The sequence below is a fragment of the Salegentibacter salinarum genome, assembly GCF_900168115.1.
GTDB classification, from domain to species: Bacteria; Bacteroidota; Bacteroidia; order Flavobacteriales; family Flavobacteriaceae; genus Salegentibacter; species Salegentibacter salinarum.
This window is the reverse complement of record NZ_FUZC01000007.1, coordinates 49,335-71,577: the sequence shown is the minus strand read 5'-3', so window position 1 is coordinate 71,577 and position 22,243 is coordinate 49,335. Positions and strand designations below refer to the sequence as shown.

Below are 22,243 nucleotides of genomic sequence, written 5' to 3'. Positions count from 1 at the left end.
GCCTTTAAACTTTTATTTCTATAATTGGTGTTTGTCATTTAAAAGTACATGATCATTATAAGAAAATATCCACCGTTCCATCTTTGGCTTCCCATACCAATATTTTCCGCGTTAAATCCAAGTCCATGCTTCTTTGATAGCATTAAAGGAGTAGCAAGATTGGGATTTCCCCACATAATTATGCGGGTAGGACGTAAAATCTTGTAGGTATTCATTAGATTCTAAAATGGAGATATTCTTTTAATTATTTGTTATCCTTTGAATATTATGGCCTCTGCCATACTAAAAGTTCTCATATCAAACTTTTATATATTTGTGGAGGCATCTTAAAATATTCATAATCTGCTATTTAAAGTTCATTTTAATCGGATTTTCAATTAATTTCACAGTAAACAATATTCATTCTCGTTTTGAAAAATTTTATAAGGATTAAAATTTAATGTTGAATTTTAAATATGAATATGGAAAAAGATAATAAACGGCTGAAAAACCCTGTAGAAAAATATAAATCTGAGCCTTTTAAGGAACAAGAGGTGCCCGTAGTTGAAAAAGAAATGGATCCGAAACCGGATCATAAAGAAGAATCCTATCTAGGTTGTAATAAACTATTAGGAAGAAAGGCGCTAATAACCGGGGGCGACTCAGGGATTGGAAAAGCCGTAGCCATTGCATTCGCTTATGAAGGAGTTGATGTTCTTATATCATATCTAAATGAACACGAAGATGCTAAAGAAACAGCCAAATATGTTGAAGAAACAGGGAAAAAAGCCATCCTGGCACCAGGAGACATACAAGAGGAGTCTTATTGCAAAGAGTTAGTAGAGAAAGCGGTAAAAGAGTTAGGAGGTTTAGATATTGTTGTAAACAATTCCGCTTTTCAGAGGTTTCGGGAATCTCTCCAGGATATTTCTACCGAAGAGTGGGATCGTACTTTTAAAACGAATCTTTATCCCTTATTTCATATTTTTAAAGCAGCAGAACCACACTTAAAACCCGGCAGCACGGTTATAAATACAACTTCAGTGAATGCCTCTAATCCTAAACCAACGCTGGCACCTTATACAGCTACCAAAGGGGCTATTCAAAATTTTACTGCTAGTTTAGGTCAATTATGGGCTGAGAAAGGGATTAGGGTAAATTGCGTTGCATCCAGACCAATTTGGACTCCTTTAATCCCCGCAACTTTTCCTGCTGATGAAGTAAGTAAGTTCGGGCAGGATAAACCTTTAGGTAGAGCCGGTCAACAGGCAGAGATGGCTCCTATTTAATGTAATGCTGGCTTCGGATGAATCCAGTTATATGGTTGGTTCTACAGTACAGGCTACTGGTGGGGCTCCAACTATTTAAGAAAACCAGAAATATATTAAAATGAATTGATTACCCTAATTAGGTGCTCCAGTTAAAATACATTTTATGTACCACTTTGTAAAAGGAATAGCTAACTGTATAAGTTGTAATAAAGAAGTTCAGAATGCGCTGTACAACAGTAACTTCCTTCCTAACTTACTCACTATTATTAGCGGTTTTCTTTTATTATTTATAATAGTTGTATTATTTACCTATTTTTCTACCAGGAGATTCCAAAAAAATAGGAGCTTAATTCGAGACAAAAAAATTTTAAATCCAGTGCCTCTATCAACGGCTTCTGTGGTTATTGGGTTAGGTCTGGGTGGCTTTATTGATGGAATTCTCTTTCATCAAATACTTCAACTCCATGGAATGGTTTCAAACAAATTACCTATTACAGATCTGGTTGGAAAAGCCGTGAATATGTTTTGGGACGGAATTTTTCACGCCACCACTTTTATGGCAGTCCTCATTGGCTTTGTTTTATTGGTAAGGCTATTAAAACGAAAGAATATTAATCCTTCCCCAAAATTAGCTACCGGTGGAGCTCTTATCGGTTGGGGCATTTTTAATACCGTAGAAGGCATTATTCATCATCATATTCTAAAATTTCATAATGTAAATGAATTTGCTATGAATACCGATCTATGGAATTATGGTTTTCTTCTAAGCGGTGTTTTACTCTTGGTTATTGGATATAGAGTTGTTTATAATAGAGACCATTATCCTTCCCGATTGGAATGACCTTAAATATTTAATTTTATATAATCTTTGAATTTTGTGAGAGAGTTTTTAAAACTTAAGCCCTCCTATCCTCCCTGTATTTATAAAGTAATTTTTCTTCTCGAGCATAAATAATACTATACCAAATTTCAACTATTTATGTATTTTTTAACAGCTGTTGAGTGAGGAAAAACTAACTTCATAAATAGACTTAGCAGTATTGGTTAAAAAGTAATAAAGAGAAAAATGTCTTACAATTAAAGAAATTAAATATTTAAATGATGAAAATTCCCATACTTGTTGTATTCCTAATACTTTTTATGGCGTGTGATTTTCCTAAGGATCCGGAAAACTCATACCAGCAGGCAGAGAGTGGTCATTTACTAGTTGGAATTACAATAAACCCTCCATTTACTCAAAAAACAGAAGATTCCTTATTTGGAAAAGAAGTAAGTTTTATTAAGGAATTTGCAGAAGAAAATAAATTAAAGGTTGAGTTTATGGAGGGCTCAGAAAGTGAACTTATTAAAAAAATAGAAAAATTTAAACTCCACCTGATAATAGGAGGATTTGATAAGAAAACACATTGGAAAAAGAAGGTGGGATTATCTGCTCCTTATGATCAGAAACATGTAATTATAGTCCCTAAAGGGGAAAATAAACTCCTACAAAAATTAGAAACTTTTATCTTCAATCAAAAACCTAAAAGATGAAAAGTATTCATGATTTTGAATTGCCAGAAAATTTAAAAAAAACTCTAAGCAAAGCAATTAAATTAGAATGGATTACCTTATTCTATCTACTCTCGGTTGTTATACTAATGTATTTAGTAATGGGATCCTCTCAGGCTATGAAATCTGCCTGGCTGGAAGATGTGCTTAGTTTAATTCCTTCCATCGCTTTTTTAATCTCTACGAAAATATTCAGAAAAAAACCGAACAAGGAATTTCCTTATGGATACCACCGGGTTTTTTCTATCTCCTTTTTAACGGGGGCCGTTGCACTTTTGGGAATGGGTATATTTTTAGTCTTTGATTCTTCCATGTCGCTTATAAAAGCTGAACATCCTACAATCGGAAACAAAATGTTTTTTGGTCAACAAATATGGATGGGATGGATAATGATTGCTGTCCTACTATATAGTGCCCTCCCTGCTATGGTATTGGGTTTTAAAAAATTACCACTAGCTAAAGAACTCCATAATAAAATTTTGTTTACCGATGCAAGTGCCCAAAAGGCTGATTACATGACTGCCTTTGCAGCCATTCTTGGTATCATTGGAGTAGGAATAGGATACTGGTGGGCCGATGCCGTAGGCGCCCTTTTTATTTCCTTCTCAGTATTAAAGGATGGAGTGAACCATGTTAAAACCAGTATATTGGATTTAATGGATAGACATCCTAAAACTATCAAAGAACAGAAGGATGATGAAAAGATAGAAGAGATAAAACAACTTGTCACGTCATGGGAATGGGTGAAGGACGCCAATGTTAGATTTAGAGAAAATGGCCAGGTATATTTTGGAGAAATTGCTTATATCCCAAATGGAGATATTGATCTCGATCAGTTACACCAGGGATATGAAATCTTGAGGAATCACCACTGGAAAATCCATGATTTTACTATTGGTCCCGTTAAAGAACTTCCAAAATGGTAACCTCCTAGGCTTATTCTTTCTGTACAAAATGCAAATGATATATTTTTAATTTGAAAAATATTTTTGTCGATCAGAAAATTATATTATCAGAAAACCGTGTATCTTTTTCAAGATTAGTTCGCGATTTGGAACAGAAAACGATATCAGCGTTTTTTCCACAATTACTAATTAGTAGTATTTTCAGATCCCAAAGAGAATAGAAAATAACTCTGTTTTCAAATAGTCTTGGCAAGTAATAGGGAAATACTGCTAGAATTAAAACGGAAAATATAAAATTAACTTAGGATAATGTTCGAAATAAAAGATATTCCAAAATTATTCCTGGCATTTTTTATTATTCTGCCTATTATTTCCCTAATTCATGAATCGGGCCATGTGTTTTTTGCCCGGATTCTTGGAGCCAAGAATATTCAAATCGTTGTAGGTACCGGCAAGACAATTACACGTAAATGGTTTTTTGAAATCAGAAAATATTACTTTTGGTATGGGTTCTGTTATTTTGATAATATTGATGAGAGTCAGAGGTGGAGAAATATCTTGATCTATCTTGGTGGATCCATATTTAATATTATTGCTGCATTTTTGATGGTTTACTTAGTCAATACAGAATGGCTGGAACAAGGAATATTTTCTTATCAATTTGTGTATTTTTCTCTTTATTATGTTTTTTTCGCTTTTTTTCCTATGAAATATCCAGATGGAAATTTCAGCGATGGTAAAATTCTTCTAGACCTGCTAAAAAATAATTATAGTTTAATTAATCAAAAAAAATATAGGTTAGCATGGGAAAAAGAACAACATCTTTGGAAGTTATACGATAACCAGAAACAGGAGATTAAGAATTTTGAAACTTTGGAGGAAGGGCTAAAAAAATCAGTTGAAACCGCGAAAAGAAACCGACCCAGCCGTTTAGAAATAATCAAAGAGAAGGGCTTAGATGAAGTAAAAAGTTTCCCTCGTAATCCTTTATAGCTTAAATTTTAGATAGTCGGAAGCTTACGTTAAAAGGGTTCTTTATGTACTTTAGATTTATACAATAGAACTTTTCCACTTCTCTTTTCCCCAGACCAATACTTCAACACCAGGGGAATAACCAAGCCTGTCTGGCTCATTAATAAAAAATCCAGCGAAAGGGGGATATTTGATCATTTTTGAAGTTAGATTTAAATTACGCAGCTCCCAGGGTTGATGAAGAACCTCAAATACTATGATATGTTCCCTTCCATCTTGAAAAAGGGCATATCGCTCCATCAACCAGGAATCTAACTTATCTTTTTCTTTAATTTCTTTAACTTCGTATTTAACATCAAAAAAACTATTATAATCCTTGTTTTTTCCACTAAATAAGCCTTTTTCTCTATTAATTTCCGTAAATATATAAGGTAGTTCGGTAATTAGTTTCGTTAATTCAGCTGAGATAATTTTTGCAGCTTCCAGACTTAAAAAATATATTCCGCTTCTTTTACCGTCTTTTATATAGGTTCTTATATTAATTTCATGAAAATCAGAAAGAGGAGAAAATGAGGGAAGGCCTCGAGGTTTGACATTTCGTGTGGTAAAAGCCACTACAGATATCCAGGCATCACCATCAAAAGTATCAATAGATAATTCGGCAGGTACATAATTTTTAAGCGCGTCTATATCCACCTTATAATGTAAAAATATTACATCTTGCCACTCCTGGTAAATTTTCCACGAACTGTCCGGTATTGGCCAAGGCCTATGCTCAGTATGTTTTAAAATCTCTTCAGGTCTCATTCTTCTTTATGATTAGTTGCAATTGAAACAATTAAAAACGGGACATCCCAATTTCTAATTTTAAAGAAATTAGAAGACAGTACCGATGAATGATGTCCGGCTTTTTCTATTTAACCCTCTCCTTCTTTAAATAATAGATTTAAAAATACAGAATGATTGGTTTTGATTTTAAATGTTTAACAGGTTATAACACAGAGTTTTATTTTTTATCTTAAGAAAAAACTAAAAATTACAATTTTTTTTTGAACTTAAAGAACACCTAATTTATTATAAATCAACTTCTAAAATAATCCAGGGATTTGTATCTTGATATTTGATTCAGGCATATATACATAAACTTGGAGAACGGATTTAAAACAACATACGGTATATTTTTATGGTTTTTAAATCTGATAAAAAGTGTTTACGTAGGTTAATCAAAATGATTAAAAATCATAATTTATGAGGCAGGTAATCATTAAAATCCCAAAAGGAAATCAGGATAAAATTTTCCAAGCCATATCAAAATATGAAGGAAAAAACACTTTTCATTTTTCTTCTGATGAAAAGGAGGTTTATTTTACATATTTACCTAACGAGAAAGTAAATAATTTTTTAAAAAAAATAGATGAGCTGGAAGAGCCAGAAATAGTTCTGATCCCAAGAGGAGTTGTTACTTTATATCCTCCGGCTTCTGAGGCACCTCACCAGGCGACAGATGTACAAATCAAAAGCTCCTTGGAAATTTACCTTGGTGGTATTCAGAGTGTAGGTTCACTTTTTGGTTTAGTAGCCTATTCATTTGTTGCAGGAATAATTGTATGGATTGGTCTCTTTACTACAACCACTTACCTTTTAGTTGCGGCTATGCTCGTAGCGCCTTTTGCTGGGCCGGCTATGAATGCTGCACTGGGAACTGCAGCTGGTAAAATGGGCCTCTTGAAAAGTAGTTTGGGCAGATACGGTGTTGCCATAGGTACAGGAATTATAGCCAGTATTCTAATGAGTCTTTTTTTTCCTCTAAATACACTTACACCTTTAATGGAAGAAGTTAGCCAGGTTTCAAAATTTGCCATTTTCCTGCCTCTGGTTTCCGGACTTGCAGGAGCAATAAATATATGCCAGAGTGAAAGAGATAGTTTGGTTTCTGGTGCGGCTGTGGGTATTTTAGTAGCTGCTTCTTTAGCTCCTCCTGTGGGACTTATAGGAATAGGAATCTATATGGGCGATTGGCAAGTTGTATTTAGTAGTTTTTATAGAATCGTTCTTCAATTATTAGGAATTCATTTAGCTGCTACATTAGTATTTTATTTCTACGGCAAAGTAACACCTAACGGAATTAGATTTATAAACGGAAAAAAACGAGCAGGAATAATTACTACCGCTATTGTTGTGTTGGCTATAGGAAGTATGATGTTCTGGCAATTCAAACAACCTCCCTTTTATCTAAAAGCAAGTCTAAATACTGAACTCACAGATGAACTTAATTCTCAACTCAAAAAATTAGACACTTCTATTGCGATTCTCAATAAAAGTGTCTCATTCACTAACACTAAATATAAAAATACGCCGGTGGCAATCTTTAAATCAACCGTGATGAAGAAAGATCCTAATATTTCAGATAGTCAACTCAAAACGGAAATAATAAATCACCTTAAAGAAAATATGGAATATGAAATAGATAACTTATATGAAGTTTATCAAATAGATGTGGTTAGGGAGTAGAATTTTATTTGATTATAATCCTTTACTATTTAAACTCAAAAAATAACGCCCCTATTTACATAATTCTTATTACACCTATTCATTAATTCAGAAATTTGATTAATAACTATTTTAATCCTGATTCACCAGATGAAAGACGTTTAAGCAGGGTAACTCGTGTTCGATCATCTATTTGTATACCTAGTTTCCCCTGTCTAGGAAATAGAAATTCAAATTCCTTTATGAAGCCTTTCCAGAATTCTTCGACGGCTAAAGCTATTTCCTTATCTTCTTCTCTTCCACGAGTAAAAATAAACTCATCACCACCATAGTCTGATCCCATTGCACTATTACCGGTAAAAATTATTCCGTTATGGCGATCACAATAAAGGATTATTTGTCCTTCCTTCTTCGGTACTTTATACCCTTCTAACTCAAACTTTTTAAGTAAGGAATCCTCATCGGTAAGATCTTTAGTTTCTACGCCCTGAGGTGAAATGTCAGTTGAAATATAAACCTCAGCATTTCCTAAGCTTTTTGATAAACTATCCGGATCAATATAACAGTCATTTAGAACATCTTTACCAGTAATTAAAATTGCGCGAATTATAAAACCATTACTTAAAAGATTTGCAATAGCTTTCTGATAAGCTTCTTCTACTGCATCAATTAAAATTAGTTCTTTCTTTTGGTTGAGGATCATGTAGGCCTGGTCAAAACCTCTGTCATTTTTAGCCCCTTTAATAATAAAAATTCCGGGGAGGATTTCCTGAAATATTCCGGTATGTAAATTATCAATAAAATTAGCAGTGGGTGTAATTGCTGATGAATTATATTGTAACATAACTATAGTTTTTATTTACTTTAAATTACTAATTCGTTGATCTAAGAGCAAACTACTAAGAAAGTTTAACCTCAGATTATCAATTATTTAACTATGATATTATATAAATTAATACATATTTAGGTTTTGGAGTCATATGCAAAAAGATTTGATTTATTTTCTATTTCGTTCTTCAAAAAATTGCGCTGGAGGGGTATTTCCAAATATTTTCCTGGAAAATTCGAGAAGTTCCTGGTCAAAAAGGGACCAATAATTATCATCTTTTGCATAATTTTTCCACCTTTCATTAACTTTCATTTTATGGGCCATACCGGATAAATTTGTCCCATCAAATGAACTACCTCCTGCCACTGTTGTGACTTCTCTATAACCGGCGTCAGAAAAAGGAATATTAAGAGCTTTGGCTACTTTTAACCTATAATTTTCATTAGAAGACCAGGTATTAAAATTTATAATAACTTTATTTCTTAGATTATTATTTTCTCCTAAAAATTCCCGTGCATGCTGTTTATAAATACGGCATAGAACTTTTTCTGAAATAGGCCTTGTTGTATGGTCTGCGATATTTCCTAGTAGAAGACCAGCCTTTGCTCTACTAGCGAATAGATTAAAAGGATCCCTTATGATTAAAATATCCTTTTGTACTTCTGAAGAACCAACCCAACCGGCTATTTTTTTTCTTTCTTCTTTTTTATTTAACGAACCCAAAAAACAATCTTCATGACTAAATAACAGGTATTTTTTTTTAGAAAAATTACCTTTTTTTTCTCTGTTAAGTTCAAAATTATACAGATTTGTTCTATAAGTGTAACCCTCCTTATCTAAGGGTCTTGCGGTATCATAAGGATTATATTTAGGCTCTGTACAATTTAAAAAAAGGTAATCTCCCTGAAGTTGATTTATAATCCAATTTATTATTGCGTGATTTCCACTTCTAGACAATCCCACAATTCTGAAAACATACTTCTGAACGTCGCCTTCTTTCTGCTCCATACTTCAGAAAATTTGGTGAATTATTTAATTTTTTTTTATAAATATTTTATTTCCCAATGAAGACTATTGGGGAAGTAAAGCACTTCTCTATGGGGCTGCTTTCAACTCCCTGAATTTTCTTCTGAAGCAGATTTTTTGCTCAGAAGAAATCCAAAAGGATGTAGGGGAGAAACATGTAAAAATATGATGGTAATTATTGCGGTAACAGGTATGGCCAAGATCATACCAATAACTCCCCATAACGCGTTACCTATCACTACAACCAGAATAACAAAAAAGGGATGAAGGTCAACTTTATCCCCAACTACATATGGTTGCAGAACATAACTTTCCAGAAACTGCGAAACAGTAAAAGTTATAGCAACACCAATTAGAACACCCATTTCTCCTGAGGTAAGATAACCAAATGCCATTGCTAAAATAAGACCTATAATATTACCTATATAGGGAATTATGGTTAATAAGGCGGCAATTATGCTCACAAGAATAAAATTACTTACACCAGAAAGCCCAAGGCCAATAGAATATACAACAGCTAATAGACCCATAAGGATGAGCTTACCCAATAGGTAGTTTTGAACTACCTGTGCTGATTGATGAATCACATTTTTAACTTTTTTCCTTTTTTCATCTGGAAACAATCGTATCAGAAACTTTTTAAAGCGATCACGATAATTCAATAAGAAAAAAATATAGATAAATACCAGCAAATAAGTTCCAGAAAAACTCATGATTTTAGTCAAAAAACTTACTGACTTTTTTCCCTGTCCAGATCCTGACTCAATAATTGACGAACTAGTACTTTTGCTCTCAATTTTCTCTTTACTTATAGGTGTTTTCTCTGCAGCAAATGTTTTTAATTGTTCAATTTTTGGCTTCATAGTTTCTTTTATTTTCGGCCATTTACTTACCATGCTTTGCATCTGAAAAAAAACTAAAGCTATAAAACCAAGCGATATAATAAATAGCAAGAATGTATTAGTAAAAGAACTTAAACTACGTTTAGCACCACTTTTCTCAAATTTTTTACATAGCGGAAGAACTACTAAAGACAAAATTACCGCTGTTAAAAACGGAGCTAGAAAGACTTTAGCTTTAGCAAGACCAAGGAACAAAAAATAATTTCCAACAATTAAAATTACTGAGATTATCAATATTCTATGACCAAGTTTAAATCCGCTCTTATTCATAAAATTTTTTAGTTTTTATTTATTTGTTTATATGAAAATTTATTTTTTTATATTTCTGCACCTTAATAATCTGTCAATTGCCCCACGTATTGTTAGAAAACCAATAAAACTTTTTGAGTTAAGATAAAAGGACATTGCTTCTATCATGCAAATTATTCTGACGAATGTTCATAAAATTTCATTTGTAATTTAGACTGTGTACTTTTAGGTATAACTCTTCTTATAAAAGTGGTAACATTATTTTTAGCACCTGGTATGTAAATTCTCTCGTTATCCATTAAAGCTTTGTAGCCTCCTTTGGCCACTTCTTCTGCAGATGCCATAAATTGATCTTTGTGTTCTACAACATTAGTATCTTCTAGGTCCCCCCTGGAAAAGAAATTAGTATCTGTAGGACCTGGACATAAACAGGTTATACTCACATTGCTGTCCATATCTTCAAGTTCTGTGATCAATGCTTCTGAAAAACTCACTACGTAGGCTTTAGTTGCGTGATAAACTGCCATAAGAGGGCCAGGTTCAAATCCTGCAATTGATCCCAATTGAAGTATTTTTCCATAATCACGTTCAATCATATCGTTTATAAAGAGTTTTGTCATTCTGGTAAGAGCCAGAATATTTAGACGAATCAATTCTTCATATTTCTCTATAGGAATATCATTAAAATATCCTCGTTGGCCTACTCCCGCATCATTGACTAAAATATCAATCTCCATACCCATTTTTTTTACTTCTTCATAGATAATAGAAGCGCCATCCTCCGTGGTAAGATCCTGGGAAATTGTATAAACTTTTTGCTGATAGGTAGATGTAATTAATTTTTCAACTTGATCTAAATCTTGCTGGTGTTGTGAAACTCCGATAATATCAAATTCATTCTTTGCAAATTCCTGAGCAAGGGCTTTACCGATTCCACTGGTTACCCCCGTTATTAGAACTATTTTATTTCTGGTATCCATATTATTGAATATTTAATTAATTATGAAAAACAGGTTATCCGGCAGAAATAAACTTAATATTAGACGAAGGAAAAACACATCTGCCGGAATACCTGATTTTATGACCGGAAAGAGATATGGTTAGTTAGAACTTCTGGTAGTTGAATCCTTCCCGGCTTGATTTTTTAACCAGAAGTCTTTTTATTTTCATTTCTTACGAATTTTCCGTGTGAAGGGATAGCTTCCTTTTCAAAGTTTCGAACTAGCTCCAACAAACCTTCTGTGAGTTCTGTTCCTTCCATATATTCTCCGTGTCCTGTTATAACCATCTCTGGTTCTAATTGCTGTAGTTTTTCTGCTGATTCCTGGGCCATTTCCCAGTTTGTAGTTAAATAAACAGGCGGGCCATATACACCTTTTTTCTGAATTAAAACCTTGTATAAAGAGTCTTGTTTAACAGTAGTAAATGTATCTCCCGCAATTAAAAATCTATCTTTTTCTCTAAATAGGGCAATTTGACCAGGAGCATGTCCTGGAACATGATACCATTTCCATTCTGGAAGTCCTGGGACAGATCCATTTTCGGGCAATTCGTTTAACCTACACTTTATGTTAATAGGTTCAATAGGATAAATTGAAGAAAATTTGGCCAGCATCCCTCCTTCTACACTATCATCAGGCTCCGGATATCTTTTTTCGCCAGTTAAATAAAGAAATTCTAAAGGATGGGCATAAACTGTGGTATTCCATACATCTAAGAGATGAATAATGCCTCCAACATGATCAAAGTGACCGTGGGTAAGAATAATAGCTTTTGGTGGGTTATTTTTTCCGAATCTTTTTTCTGCTGCATTTTGTATTTCTTGCCCAGAATTTGGCATACCTGCATCAATTAGTACCCAATCATCACTATGTGGTTCTCCTATCATTATTACATTAACAATCTTATTTGTATAGTAAAAAACATCATTAGAAACTGCTTCTCCTTTTCCACTTCTAATAGAGGTAATTGGTATTGTATGTTGGTCTTTTCCTTCTTCCATTTTGATTAGATTATATTTTCCTTCCTAAACCTTTCTAATATATTCGTTTTTTACAATGTATAAAAAGTCATTCCGATCCTTCCCTCCAATCAGAATTCACGGAATGACACAACACAAAGTCTTTTATTTCAACTTATTAATGGTGTCTTCTGCCATAGAAGGGTTAGCCTTCATTTGTTCTTTTTGAGCAAAACCATCAGGATGCGGTTTTCCGAGATTAGGTTTTTTCCCTAAAGGTTTAGCTTTTTCAAATGTGAAAGATCCCTTACCATCTATGGATTGTCCTTCACTCCACCTACCTTTAGCCTTAGATTCACCATCAATATGTGTAGAAATAAAGTTGTAGTTAAAATCAGGATTTTCTTCAGCTTGTGGGAAACTGTTAGGTATTGGATGATTACCTTTTACACCACCTAATTCTTCCAAAACTGCCAGCCACTGGTTCTGGTGCATAGTATCTCTGGCAATTAAAAAGGCCAGCATGTCCTTCATACCCTTATCATCCGTAGATTTCCATAAGCGCGTAGCTAGTATTCTTCCCGCTGACTCAGCGGTTACATTGGCATACATATCAGCTGCCAAATTTCCTGTAGCTACTACATAGGCTCCGCTAAAGGGTACACCACTACTATCTACTGCCATAGCAGACATGCCACTAGACAAAATATGACGGGGATTTGCTCCACCCATTATTTGTTCCATAAAAGGGTCTTTAGCTACTTCATCTTTTAAATCGTTTGTTGCTCCTTCCAAGTTTAAAGCGACAGCGGTAGCTAGCAATTCTATATGTGCCATTTCTTCTGTTCCGGTTTCCAAAAGCATATCCCTATATTTTTCAGGACCTCGTGCTCCCCAGGCCTGGAACATATATTGCATACAAACCTTCATTTCTCCTTCAATACCTCCAATGGCTTGCTGTAACATTTTAGCAAATTGAGGGTTAGGTTTATCGACTTTTACATCGAATTGTAATTTTCCATCGTGATAAAACATAAATTAATTTTTTAGTTAATAAATAATTAAAAAGATCATCTTCTTTAAGCCTTCTCTGGATATCGTGGCTTCTTTGCTGTAATAAAACTGATTAAGATTTCTCCTATCCCTATAATTAGAAAAGGCCAATAAATTTCATCCGCAAAGCCAAATAACCAGGGTGCAACTGCGAGAAATAATCCTGCTAGAATATCAATAAACAGATGAATTTTAAAGTTAATTATCCCAACTAGTCCCATTTCATAATCCGTAATAGCACTATAAAAAATAGTACTAACGCCTAGGCCTATTAATAACCATTTAGCGGTAGGATTATTTATGACCAGGATAAATGGTATGATGATTAAGAATAATCCAACTAAATAATCGATATAGCCGTGAATCTTTGTTGGTATCATATTTACTAGATTTGATATTTGTATTTAGGCTTCTGCTTTTTTATTGATTTTATCTTTCGCGAGATCATTTAGATCTTCATCTGCCTTATACTCTTCTTCTAGGCTTTGTACAAGTTTTTCTGCTTCCTTATCATATCCTAATTCTTTTGCATATCTTATAAGAGTGCCATATCCAGATATTTCATAGTGTTCAATTCTTTGAGCTTCTGCAATTATACCTGCATCTTTCACATCATCTTCAGCATCTTCAGCCAGGAAACTCTCTGCTTCCTCTATCAGTCCCTTCATAGCTTTACAATCTTCTCCAGATGGTTCTATATTGAGGTTTTCGCATACTTCTTCTATACGTTTTTTTTGGGATCTAGTTTCTTCTAAATGATTTCTAAAGGAATTTTTAAGGTTTTCGTTTGTTGCTTGCTCGAGCATCTTTGGAAGCGCCTTAATTAATTGATATTCTGCGCTATATAGATCCTTTATTTGGTGTTCAAACAAATCTTTTAAAGTTTTCATAGAATACTATTTAATGATTAAACGATCAGAACTATTTTAAAATTAATAAAGAAATAAAGGATCCTATATTAATTAGACTTCAAACATTTGTTAATATCAATAATATTTGGATAATTATTAATTATCTTTAATGACAGGCACTCCAGGCTTTTTTAAATTAAAATGAACTGCCTAAATGTTAAAACCACGAGTGAGATAAAGTGATTTTTTATTAATGTTTTCCTATTGCTTTAATTACCTTCTTAAATCAAACTTATGACATTGAAATTTTGGCCAAAAATGTCAAAGAGATCTTACAGGAGAAAGATTGGGTAATACAAACAGCATAATAACAAAAAAGGCTGCCCTATTAGACAACCTCGCTTATTTACAAATAATAAATATATGTACGATTTAAATTTCTTTCCTTAAAGGAAATACCTTCCTTGAAATATTCAGGTTGAAAATTTAGTTACAAGAAGGAATTTACGGTGAGGGTTGATTATAAATTTGATGGACCACACCTGCAAGGGCTAACATTTCTTTTGCAATTTTTTTATCATATCCTTTTTCAGCTCTTAAACTCCAAATCCACTCTTTTATGGCCGCATCAACAAATACATCTGGAGGGGAGCTTACTATACTTAAATATTCATTTTTATACTCCTCCACTATTAAATCATGTTCCGATTTATCGTGGTTTCTTAATCTAAGATCCCCCTTCTCTCCATGATAATCTGCTTCTATTGTCCGTTTTCTGGTTCGAGGAAGGTTTCTGGAACACCTAAGGTTTATTAATGTTCCGTTTGCAGTTATACAAGTCAGTAATAAATAATCTTCGCAGAATGGATTCTGTTTTTCAATTTTTTTCCCTCTTTTATAAGGGATAGCGGTTAAATATTTAATTTCCGGATAATTGAGAGATTTTAGAGCAATATCCAGCAAATGAACGCCAGTATCCATAAACCCTCCAAAAAAGTTAGTGTGATTTTTACAAGAAGCCGTACCTTCATCCGATTGATTCTTATAATAGGTAAGATCAATTTGGTGAATTTTTCCTAGTTTACCCTTTCTTACAATATCATTAAGCTCTAAAAAGCCTCGGGTAAACCGAAAAGGTAAATTAAAACAAACCAGGATATTCTTTGATTTGGCAATTTGAAGAAAATGTTCTAAACCCTCAAGCTGACTTAAGAAATTGGCATTACAAAAGAAGGAGGTTGCTTTTTTAAAGGATGGCTGATATTTTTTTAATTGTAGATCCACATAATCTGCCAATATTATTCCATTCGTTGCACTTTTAAAGAATTCTTTTTCACAACTTAAAAATTCAGCAGAAGGAATTTCGTTAATTATTTCCTTTGGGTTATTTAAATTCTTATCAAGTACTACAAAATCGATATTTAAATTTTGCTCATTCTTTAAACGAGAAATTTGATTTACACCAAAGCGACTAGCCCCTATAATACCTATCCTTAAAAATTTCCCTTCGTCCTCCATTTATAAAAATTTAAAGATTCTAAACTTTTATTTCTCAAATTGAGAGATCAAAATTAGGTATGATTATGAAAAGGAAATGTAATATTTGAATTAAAATATAACAAATTCAATTTTTTCAATCTGTTGTCTCAAAATTATTTTGCTAACTCAGCTTTTTTCTTAAATTCTTTAGGTGTTAAACCATATTTTTCTTTAAATACTTTTGAGAAATAACTTTTACTATTTATTCCTACCCTATCGGATATTTCGTTAATCTGTAAATCTGTGTTTAATAGCAGGTCTCTGACAAGTTGGAGTCGATGTCTTTTTATAAAATCGTGAACGGTCAGTCCATATAAGGTTTTAAAACCATTTTGCAATTTGTTCTGGTTAATTCCCACTTCAATGGAAATCCCTCTCACCACGAGGTTTTTAAAAATATTTTCTTCAATAAATTCAGCTGCATCTTTTACTGCCCCTAGTTCATAACGCGTTAAAATTTCAGCATTTCCCTCCTCTCTCAAGGCATCTTCATACTGCAAGATCTCCTCAGCTAACATTTGAATAGTAAAAGCTTCCAAAAAAAGTTTCCTTATAAAATTCTCTTTTTTATAACTATTCATATCCTCAAAAAGGTCTGCTATTTTTAAGGAATAATAACCATTATGGTAAAAACTATTTAATGCCTTTACATCGTAGAAGACTTGTGTTAAACTTGAAGATACACCTAACAATTTACAGGCAAGTTTTTGTTCAAATTCTATTCTATTTAGCTCTATGCTCGAAAAGCATGTTTCTTTACCTTTTTCAAACTTTAAAATATGCCCATTATTTTTTTCGCTGGCCACAATTGCATGTTGGTATTGATCAATCTTATGGAGCTGATCACCATTTGAAAACCGGTGTTTAAGTTGGCCTTCGGTTACATATATGAATTTCAAAGGATGAACTTCACTCTTAATAAAATGAATTTCTGTATTTTTATGAAACTTACAATCATATTGTATAAAACCCAATCCGTTAGGGAATTGAATTCCTGAAATGTTACCAGTACCTAAGGATGTTGGTAACTTTAATTTTAGTTCCTTACAAGTTTCTTCTACCTCTACCCCAAAAGCTTTCCCTAAATCCAACATCACATCATCAAGAGGGATAGCATTTACTTTAATTACTAGCATGCATATAATTTATGGTTAGTGTAAAAGGTACGGTTTATATATTAGATTAACTTACGGTTCTATTCTTAATTCTAAACTGAGAAGGCGAAACTTTAAACTTTTCTTTAAATAACTTGGAAAAGTAACTATTACTATTCAAACCTATTTTAGAAACAATTTGACAAACTGTTTCTTCTGAATTTATTAAAAGCTCTTCAGCTTTAGACATTCTGGCATTCCTTATAAAACTATTTACACTTATATTAAATAGTTGATTAAAACCTCTTTGTAATTTATTGCTATTTAAGCCTACATATCTAGCTACCTGCTCTACTGTTTTAATTTCGTCCATATGATTTTGTATATAAACTGCTGCCGTGTGGATAGCCTTTACTTCATAAGAGAATAAATTAGATGTATTAGCACTATTATCAATATCTCTTTTGTATTGCAAAAGATGTTGGTTAATTAATTCATGGATTTTTGCTTCTAAAAATATATGATGCTCGAAAGAAGAAAAATTTTGAAGATTTATCTCTTTAAGAATATTAGCTATCTGCAAATTATAGGTTCCATTGTGAAAAAAATCTGGAGTACTATCCTTTTCTTCAAAAATAATTTTTAAATAATCAGCAACAGTTTGGGTACAGTAATTTCTATTATTAAGATATACAGCTTTTGATATGGAGATAATATAACTGTAATAAAGTTTATTAGCTTTTAATTTTACCTTAGTATTGGTTTTGGGAGAATTGGAAATAATAGCGTGTTGAAATTGGTCTAGCTCCCGCCAGGTGTTATTATTCCCATGCTTATAATCAAATGGGGTATTATAATTGTAAATAAAATTAAGAGGATTCTCTACATTGGTTATCAGATGCAATAGAAGATCATTTTTAAAGTGGCCACTAACTAATATGACAGATATATCATTATAAATATCAAGTGCCAAAATATTTCCTTTACCTAACTTTTCTGATATTTCCAGAATAGGAAGTGGAGAATTGATAGTTCTATTTTCCAAATGATTGGCTAACTTATTAAAAGTTTTAAATGCCGGAAATGTAAAGATTTTTATAGGCTTCAATGAATATTTTTAGCCGGCGAAATTATAAATTAAAATAGCTGCTTTACCTACAGGTAAAGGAATTTAAGCTGTTTTGTTAGTATTTATTGCTTTTTTACTATAATCCAATACTACTTCAATTGATAAGTTGTGGATTAAATATATTCTCCTAAATTATTAAAACAATTTTCTATTACATATTTACATATTTAAAGGTTCAAAATTCCTCGGATTTTTATTTAGCAGAGTGGGATTAGATAGATTTTTAAAATAATCCAAAGTTAATCTTAAGCCTTTATCTCTGCCGGTTATAGGTTCCCAATTAAGAATTTTTCTGGCCACTGAGGTATCTGGTTTCCTTTTTACCGGATCTCCTTTGGGCAATGGTTTAAATAGAATTTCTTTTTCCTCCCCGGCAATTTTTATGATTTCCCTGCTCAGTTCATTAATTGTGATTTCCTCTGGATTTCCAAGGTTAATAGGATAAGGATAATCGTTGAAAAGCGCTGTATATATCCCTTCAACAAGATCGTCTATATAACAAAAAGACCTGGTTTGAGATCCATCTCCAAAAATGGAAAGAGGTTCATTGTTTAATACCTGTCCTAGAAAAGCCGGAATAACTCTGCCATCATTTAATCTCATTCTCGGTCCATAGGTATTAAAAATTCTAATAATACTGATGGGTAGATTATACGTAGTATGGTAAGCCATAGTTATCGCTTCCATATATCGTTTCGCTTCATCATAAACACCCCTGGGGCCAATAGTATTAACATTTCCCAGATATTCTTCTTTTTGTGGATGAGAAAGCGGATCCCCATAAACCTCAGAAGTAGAAGCAATAAGAACCTTGGCGTTTTTAATTCTGGCTAATTCCAGGACATTATAGCTTCCCATAGCCCCCACTCTTAAAGTTTCAATAGGTATTTTCAAATAGTCAATTGGGCTAGCGGGGGAGGCAAAATGCAGAATGTAATCTACATTTGCCTGTACGTCTATAGATTCAATAATATCATTTTCATAAAAGATAAAATTAGGATTATCTGCTAAGTGGTCTATATTGGCAGGACTTCCCGTTATGAAGTTGTCCATACCTAAAACCCGATAACCTTCATTTAGAAAACGATCACAAAGATGAGATCCAATAAATCCGGCAGCCCCTGTTATTAAAATTGTTTTCATTGCAATAAAGATTAAGTTCTAACAAACTTGAAAAATCTACTCGTATTCCCTTCTTTGGTCTCGTCCTGATAAAGAAATTCCAAGCGATTTTCATCAAAAATGGTAAAGAATTTAGGCCAGGTAATTGTTTCTAAATTTTCTTCACTTTGATCTTTGGAGAATTTAATTCTTAAGAGACCATCTGCCGTACCAGTATTTTCATTAGATTTTACTAATGCGGGTTTACCCTTTCTTTCTTCTACCCATTCCTTTATTTCCTGGTGATCTTTGGTCTTTTTTGATTCTGACATAGTATTTAATTTTTAATGGTTAATATTTATTAATTTTATCTTTAACCTCATCTCTCCAATTTTTTCCAATTGCCGATAAATACTCTGAATTATTCCATCGTTCCTGGTGGGATATAGCGTTATTCTTTCGTGCAATGTAAGTTTCATCTTCCGGGGAAGCGATTATCTTGAAGCCACAATTATTTAATATCCCTTTTATAGCTGCAGCATTGGGAACCCACCAGTTGGTAAGATCTCCGGCAAATTTCTTCTCAATAAATGCCATGGAAGGCCAATCTTCACTCTCCAGTAAATGCCTTTCTTCAAAATCTACATTTTCAGGCACTTCTTGGCCAGAAGACCCTTGCAGGGATAAACTTTGAAAAACCAAATAATCACTGGTTTTTCTGGAAATAATATCCATTGCTAATAGTGGATATCTTAGGTGATAAAAAACCCCCATGAACCAAATCAGGTCATAAGTTTTATCTTCCTGAGCCAGATCATAAACCTGCATATTCTTAAATTCAATTTGATTAGAAACATTGAACTTTTCTGCAGCCCACTTTGCCTGATTCAGATAGTGATCATCCAGATCTATAGCGGTAACCTTAGCTCCACGCCGGGCCAGAGAAATGGCATAAAATCCTGCATTACAGCCAATATCCAAAACTTCCATTCCCTGAAGATCTTCAGGTATTTCATGTTTAATTTTTTCCCATTTAAATTGAGGAAAATCTCCAAGGAAATGATTCGGTGCCGTTTGGAGACCATCAGGTAAATGCAGGTTATGAAACCAGGGTGCTAACTCTTCTATTTTCTTTTCTGTTTCCATAAGGTTTATTGTGAGGGTTGTAAGACTTCATTAATATGTGCTTCCAATTGCTTTGCCCGCGCCTGGGAAGTATGATGTATTAATACTTTCTCCCTAGCGTTTTCAGCCAAAGCCAGACGTTCGCTTTCATTTATTTCCTCAATAAAACATGCTACATCTTTTGCGTCTTTTGCAATAAGAATTTCCTTTTCAATAGAAAAAATATCATCTATACCTTCCCAGAAATCCGAAATAATAGGTACTCCACAAGCAGCAGCTTCAAAAAGTCGTACACTCGGAGAGTGACCAAATTTTATCATATCCGCCCTGGTTACATTTATCGTATAGCGTTGGCTATTGTAAAAATTACAATGTTCGGCCGGGGGCAAATGATCTATATGATTTAGATTGGTTGGCCAATGAAGTTTATCTGGAAATTGAGAACCTGCGAGAATAAATTTCTCATTAGGATAATTCCATGCTGTTTCAAAAAGTAATTTACTAAGTGTAGATTGCCGATCTTTACTGTAAGTGCCCAGGTATCCTAAAAGATATTCTTCCTCCTTTTGATTTGGATAATATAGGTCCGGATCTACTGAACAAAATAAGTCTTTGGCACGTGGAGACCCATATTTTTCTTCGAGAAATTCCAATACTGTTCCTCCTGAAAAAGAAAGATATAGATCATATTTAGCAATTAGTTCAGGAGTAATATATTCATAATCCTTTTTTTCCAGTTTACCTAAGGTAACTGGGGTATCAATATCATAAAAAGCTTTTAGTCCCTTAGCGGAATCTATTACCCAATTTCCTACAGCTACTCCTTCGGGGACATATGAACCTACAATTACTACATCAGCCGATTCAATTAAGTGCGTATGCCCTTTCTTTAGTTCTTCTAAATCTTTATAAAGATTTACTTTACAAAAAGAAGGATTTGGTAAATCGCGGTGTTGGGCGTAATAAGGTACATCTCTTTCCAGAAAATGGATTTCGTGCCCACGCGCTGAAAGCGCTTTTAATAAAGACCTGTATGTAGTTGCATGTCCGTTACCCCAAGACGAAGTAATTGATAATCCAATAATTACGATATTCATATTTTTAATTTTTTATTTAACAGATTCTTCTCCAAAAAGTTCTTTCGAGAAAATTTTCTCCAGCAGTTTTGCCCGATGCTGATAAGTATGTTCACCCAGAACTCTTTTTAAAGCAGCTTTCCCAATTTTTCGAGCTTCTGCATCATTTAGTTCTTTCAAGATTTTTGTTAGTTCATCTCCATTCTTTACCACAAGAATTTCCTTTCCCGGTTCAAAAAATTGTTCGATACCTTCCCAATAGTCGGTTATAATACAAGCCGCTGCTCCTGCTGCTTCGAATACACGTGTAGCCGGCGAAAAACCAAATGTTGCCATACTATTTCTACTTATGTTTAAAACTGCTCTAGGGCTGGAGTTAAAAGCATTATGATCAATTGTATACACATGTCCCAAATAATTTACATTCGATGGAAGATTTTTATCTCCCCAGCCACTGCCACCTAATATGAAATTTTCATTCGTTAATTCATTAGCGGGTTTTATAAAGAATTCTTCTACACGTTTTTCCCTGTCTGGCAAGCGATTACCAAGAAAAGCTAAAGTAGCATTGAATTTTTCCTCTTCTTCAACTGGAAAATGTGTTTCGGTATCAAGGGCGTTATATATGGGGATGCACTTTTGCGCACCAAAAGATTCATAGGTTTCTATTACCGGCTTTCCACCACCATAAGTAAGGATGAAATCATATTCAGGGACTAATGGAATAAAGGGATCGGAATTATCCTCTTCCATTCTTTCCAGGGTAGCTGGGGCATCCACATCCCAAAAGATAACAAGGTTGTCTTCTTCTTTCATCATAGCCACTTCGTATTCTAAGAATTCATCAAAAACACCTACTCCGCTGGCTTTAATAATCACATCTGCCTCTTCCTGAACTCCACGAAGCAGTGATCTCAGATTCAATTTATCCTTTTCATAAATAATTACCTCACACCAATCCGGATCTTCTATATCCCGATTTTTTTGTCGCTCAAAGATATTCGGCTCATAAAAAGTAACCGAGTGACCCATTTTATTAAGGGATTTAACAATACCTCTGTAATAGGTGGCTGCCCCGTTCCAATAAGCTGAAACAATACTAGAGCCGAAAAAAGCGATCTTTAAATTCTTTTTAGCCATA

Annotated in this window: 23 protein-coding genes; 6 read left to right on the top strand and 17 right to left on the bottom strand. The window is 33.5% G+C overall.

The annotated features are described in order from the left end of the window. Positions 1-461 precede the first annotated feature (461 nt). From B5X53_RS10000 to B5X53_RS09980, 5 genes are all read left to right on the top strand, one after another. Positions 462-1,268, top strand: a complete 807-nt coding sequence (locus tag B5X53_RS10000; RefSeq protein WP_232764174.1) for an SDR family oxidoreductase — start codon at positions 462-464, stop codon at positions 1,266-1,268. A 358-nt stretch (positions 1,269-1,626) separates the two neighbouring features. Then, entirely contained in the window at positions 1,627-2,091 is a 465-nt protein-coding gene (locus B5X53_RS09995) for a DUF2243 domain-containing protein (RefSeq protein ID WP_198550784.1), read from the top strand. 257 nt (positions 2,092-2,348) lie between these two features. Further along, a complete protein-coding gene (locus B5X53_RS09990; RefSeq protein ID WP_079713088.1) occupies positions 2,349-2,783 on the top strand; it encodes a transporter substrate-binding domain-containing protein in 435 nt (144 codons plus the stop codon). Next, positions 2,780-3,727 (top strand): cation diffusion facilitator family transporter, encoded by a 948-nt coding sequence (locus B5X53_RS09985; protein WP_079713087.1) that lies wholly within the window; start codon positions 2,780-2,782, stop codon positions 3,725-3,727. Before B5X53_RS09990 ends, B5X53_RS09985 begins: the two co-directional genes overlap by 4 nt. 288 nt (positions 3,728-4,015) lie before the next feature. Further along, the gene (locus tag B5X53_RS09980) at positions 4,016-4,699 is read left to right on the top strand and encodes a site-2 protease family protein (protein ID WP_079713086.1); all 684 of its coding nucleotides are present in this window, start codon (positions 4,016-4,018) and stop codon (positions 4,697-4,699) included. A 57-nt stretch (positions 4,700-4,756) separates the two neighbouring features. On the opposite strand, the gene B5X53_RS09975 is transcribed toward B5X53_RS09980, so the two are convergent. Then, entirely contained in the window at positions 4,757-5,485 is a 729-nt protein-coding gene (locus tag B5X53_RS09975) for a YqjF family protein (protein ID WP_079713085.1), read from the bottom strand. 441 nt (positions 5,486-5,926) lie between these two features. On the opposite strand from B5X53_RS09975, the gene B5X53_RS09970 reads away from it, so the two are divergent. Beyond that, the gene (locus tag B5X53_RS09970) at positions 5,927-7,189 is read left to right on the top strand and encodes a DUF389 domain-containing protein (protein ID WP_079713084.1); all 1,263 of its coding nucleotides are present in this window, start codon (positions 5,927-5,929) and stop codon (positions 7,187-7,189) included. Positions 7,190-7,295: 106 nt separating this feature from the next. On the opposite strand, the gene B5X53_RS09965 is transcribed toward B5X53_RS09970, so the two are convergent. The 16 genes from B5X53_RS09965 to B5X53_RS09890 all read right to left on the bottom strand — a co-directional run bounded on the left by B5X53_RS09965 (position 7,296) and on the right by B5X53_RS09890 (position 22,242). Next, positions 7,296-8,012, bottom strand: coding sequence for a hypothetical protein (locus tag B5X53_RS09965; protein WP_079713083.1), 717 nt, complete (start codon positions 8,010-8,012; stop codon positions 7,296-7,298). 153 nt (positions 8,013-8,165) lie between these two features. After that, complete coding sequence (locus tag B5X53_RS09960; RefSeq protein WP_079713082.1) at positions 8,166-9,005, bottom strand: hypothetical protein; 840 nt, start codon at positions 9,003-9,005, stop codon at positions 8,166-8,168. A gap of 101 nt (positions 9,006-9,106) precedes the next feature. Beyond that, complete coding sequence (locus B5X53_RS09955) at positions 9,107-10,195, bottom strand: AI-2E family transporter (protein ID WP_079713081.1); 1,089 nt, start codon at positions 10,193-10,195, stop codon at positions 9,107-9,109. 152 nt (positions 10,196-10,347) lie between these two features. Beyond that, positions 10,348-11,154 carry an SDR family NAD(P)-dependent oxidoreductase gene (locus B5X53_RS09950; RefSeq protein WP_079713080.1) on the bottom strand — a complete coding sequence of 269 codons (807 nt, stop codon included), beginning with the start codon at positions 11,152-11,154 and terminating at the stop codon, positions 10,348-10,350. Between the two features lie 164 nt (positions 11,155-11,318). Beyond that, a complete protein-coding gene (locus B5X53_RS09945; RefSeq protein WP_079713079.1) occupies positions 11,319-12,176 on the bottom strand; it encodes an MBL fold metallo-hydrolase in 858 nt (285 codons plus the stop codon). 123 nt (positions 12,177-12,299) lie between these two features. Beyond that, on the bottom strand, positions 12,300-13,169 hold the full coding sequence (locus B5X53_RS09940) for a manganese catalase family protein (protein WP_079713078.1): 870 nt from the start codon (positions 13,167-13,169) through the stop codon (positions 12,300-12,302). A 44-nt stretch (positions 13,170-13,213) separates the two neighbouring features. Beyond that, positions 13,214-13,567 carry an SPW repeat domain-containing protein gene (locus tag B5X53_RS09935; protein WP_079713077.1) on the bottom strand — a complete coding sequence of 118 codons (354 nt, stop codon included), beginning with the start codon at positions 13,565-13,567 and terminating at the stop codon, positions 13,214-13,216. Positions 13,568-13,591: 24 nt separating this feature from the next. Beyond that, a complete protein-coding gene (locus B5X53_RS09930; RefSeq protein WP_079713076.1) occupies positions 13,592-14,077 on the bottom strand; it encodes a YciE/YciF ferroxidase family protein in 486 nt (161 codons plus the stop codon). 465 nt (positions 14,078-14,542) lie between these two features. Further along, positions 14,543-15,556, bottom strand: a complete 1,014-nt coding sequence (locus B5X53_RS09925; RefSeq protein WP_079713075.1) for a Gfo/Idh/MocA family protein — start codon at positions 15,554-15,556, stop codon at positions 14,543-14,545. A gap of 134 nt (positions 15,557-15,690) precedes the next feature. Then, positions 15,691-16,713 (bottom strand): helix-turn-helix domain-containing protein, encoded by a 1,023-nt coding sequence (locus B5X53_RS09920; RefSeq protein WP_079713074.1) that lies wholly within the window; start codon positions 16,711-16,713, stop codon positions 15,691-15,693. 46 nt (positions 16,714-16,759) lie between these two features. Further along, a complete protein-coding gene (locus tag B5X53_RS09915) occupies positions 16,760-17,779 on the bottom strand; it encodes a helix-turn-helix domain-containing protein (protein ID WP_079713073.1) in 1,020 nt (339 codons plus the stop codon). A gap of 180 nt (positions 17,780-17,959) precedes the next feature. Further along, positions 17,960-18,943, bottom strand: coding sequence for an NAD-dependent epimerase/dehydratase family protein (locus B5X53_RS09910; protein WP_079713072.1), 984 nt, complete (start codon positions 18,941-18,943; stop codon positions 17,960-17,962). An 11-nt stretch (positions 18,944-18,954) separates the two neighbouring features. After that, on the bottom strand, positions 18,955-19,233 hold the full coding sequence (locus B5X53_RS09905) for a hypothetical protein (protein ID WP_079713071.1): 279 nt from the start codon (positions 19,231-19,233) through the stop codon (positions 18,955-18,957). A 19-nt stretch (positions 19,234-19,252) separates the two neighbouring features. Further along, positions 19,253-20,047, bottom strand: coding sequence for a TIGR04290 family methyltransferase (locus B5X53_RS09900; protein WP_079713070.1), 795 nt, complete (start codon positions 20,045-20,047; stop codon positions 19,253-19,255). Between the two features lie 5 nt (positions 20,048-20,052). Further along, positions 20,053-21,123: a CgeB family protein gene (locus tag B5X53_RS09895; protein WP_079713069.1), complete on the bottom strand. Its 1,071-nt coding sequence runs from the start codon at positions 21,121-21,123 to the stop codon at positions 20,053-20,055. Positions 21,124-21,135: 12 nt separating this feature from the next. Beyond that, complete coding sequence (locus B5X53_RS09890) at positions 21,136-22,242, bottom strand: CgeB family protein (protein WP_079713068.1); 1,107 nt, start codon at positions 22,240-22,242, stop codon at positions 21,136-21,138. Position 22,243 lies beyond the last annotated feature (1 nt).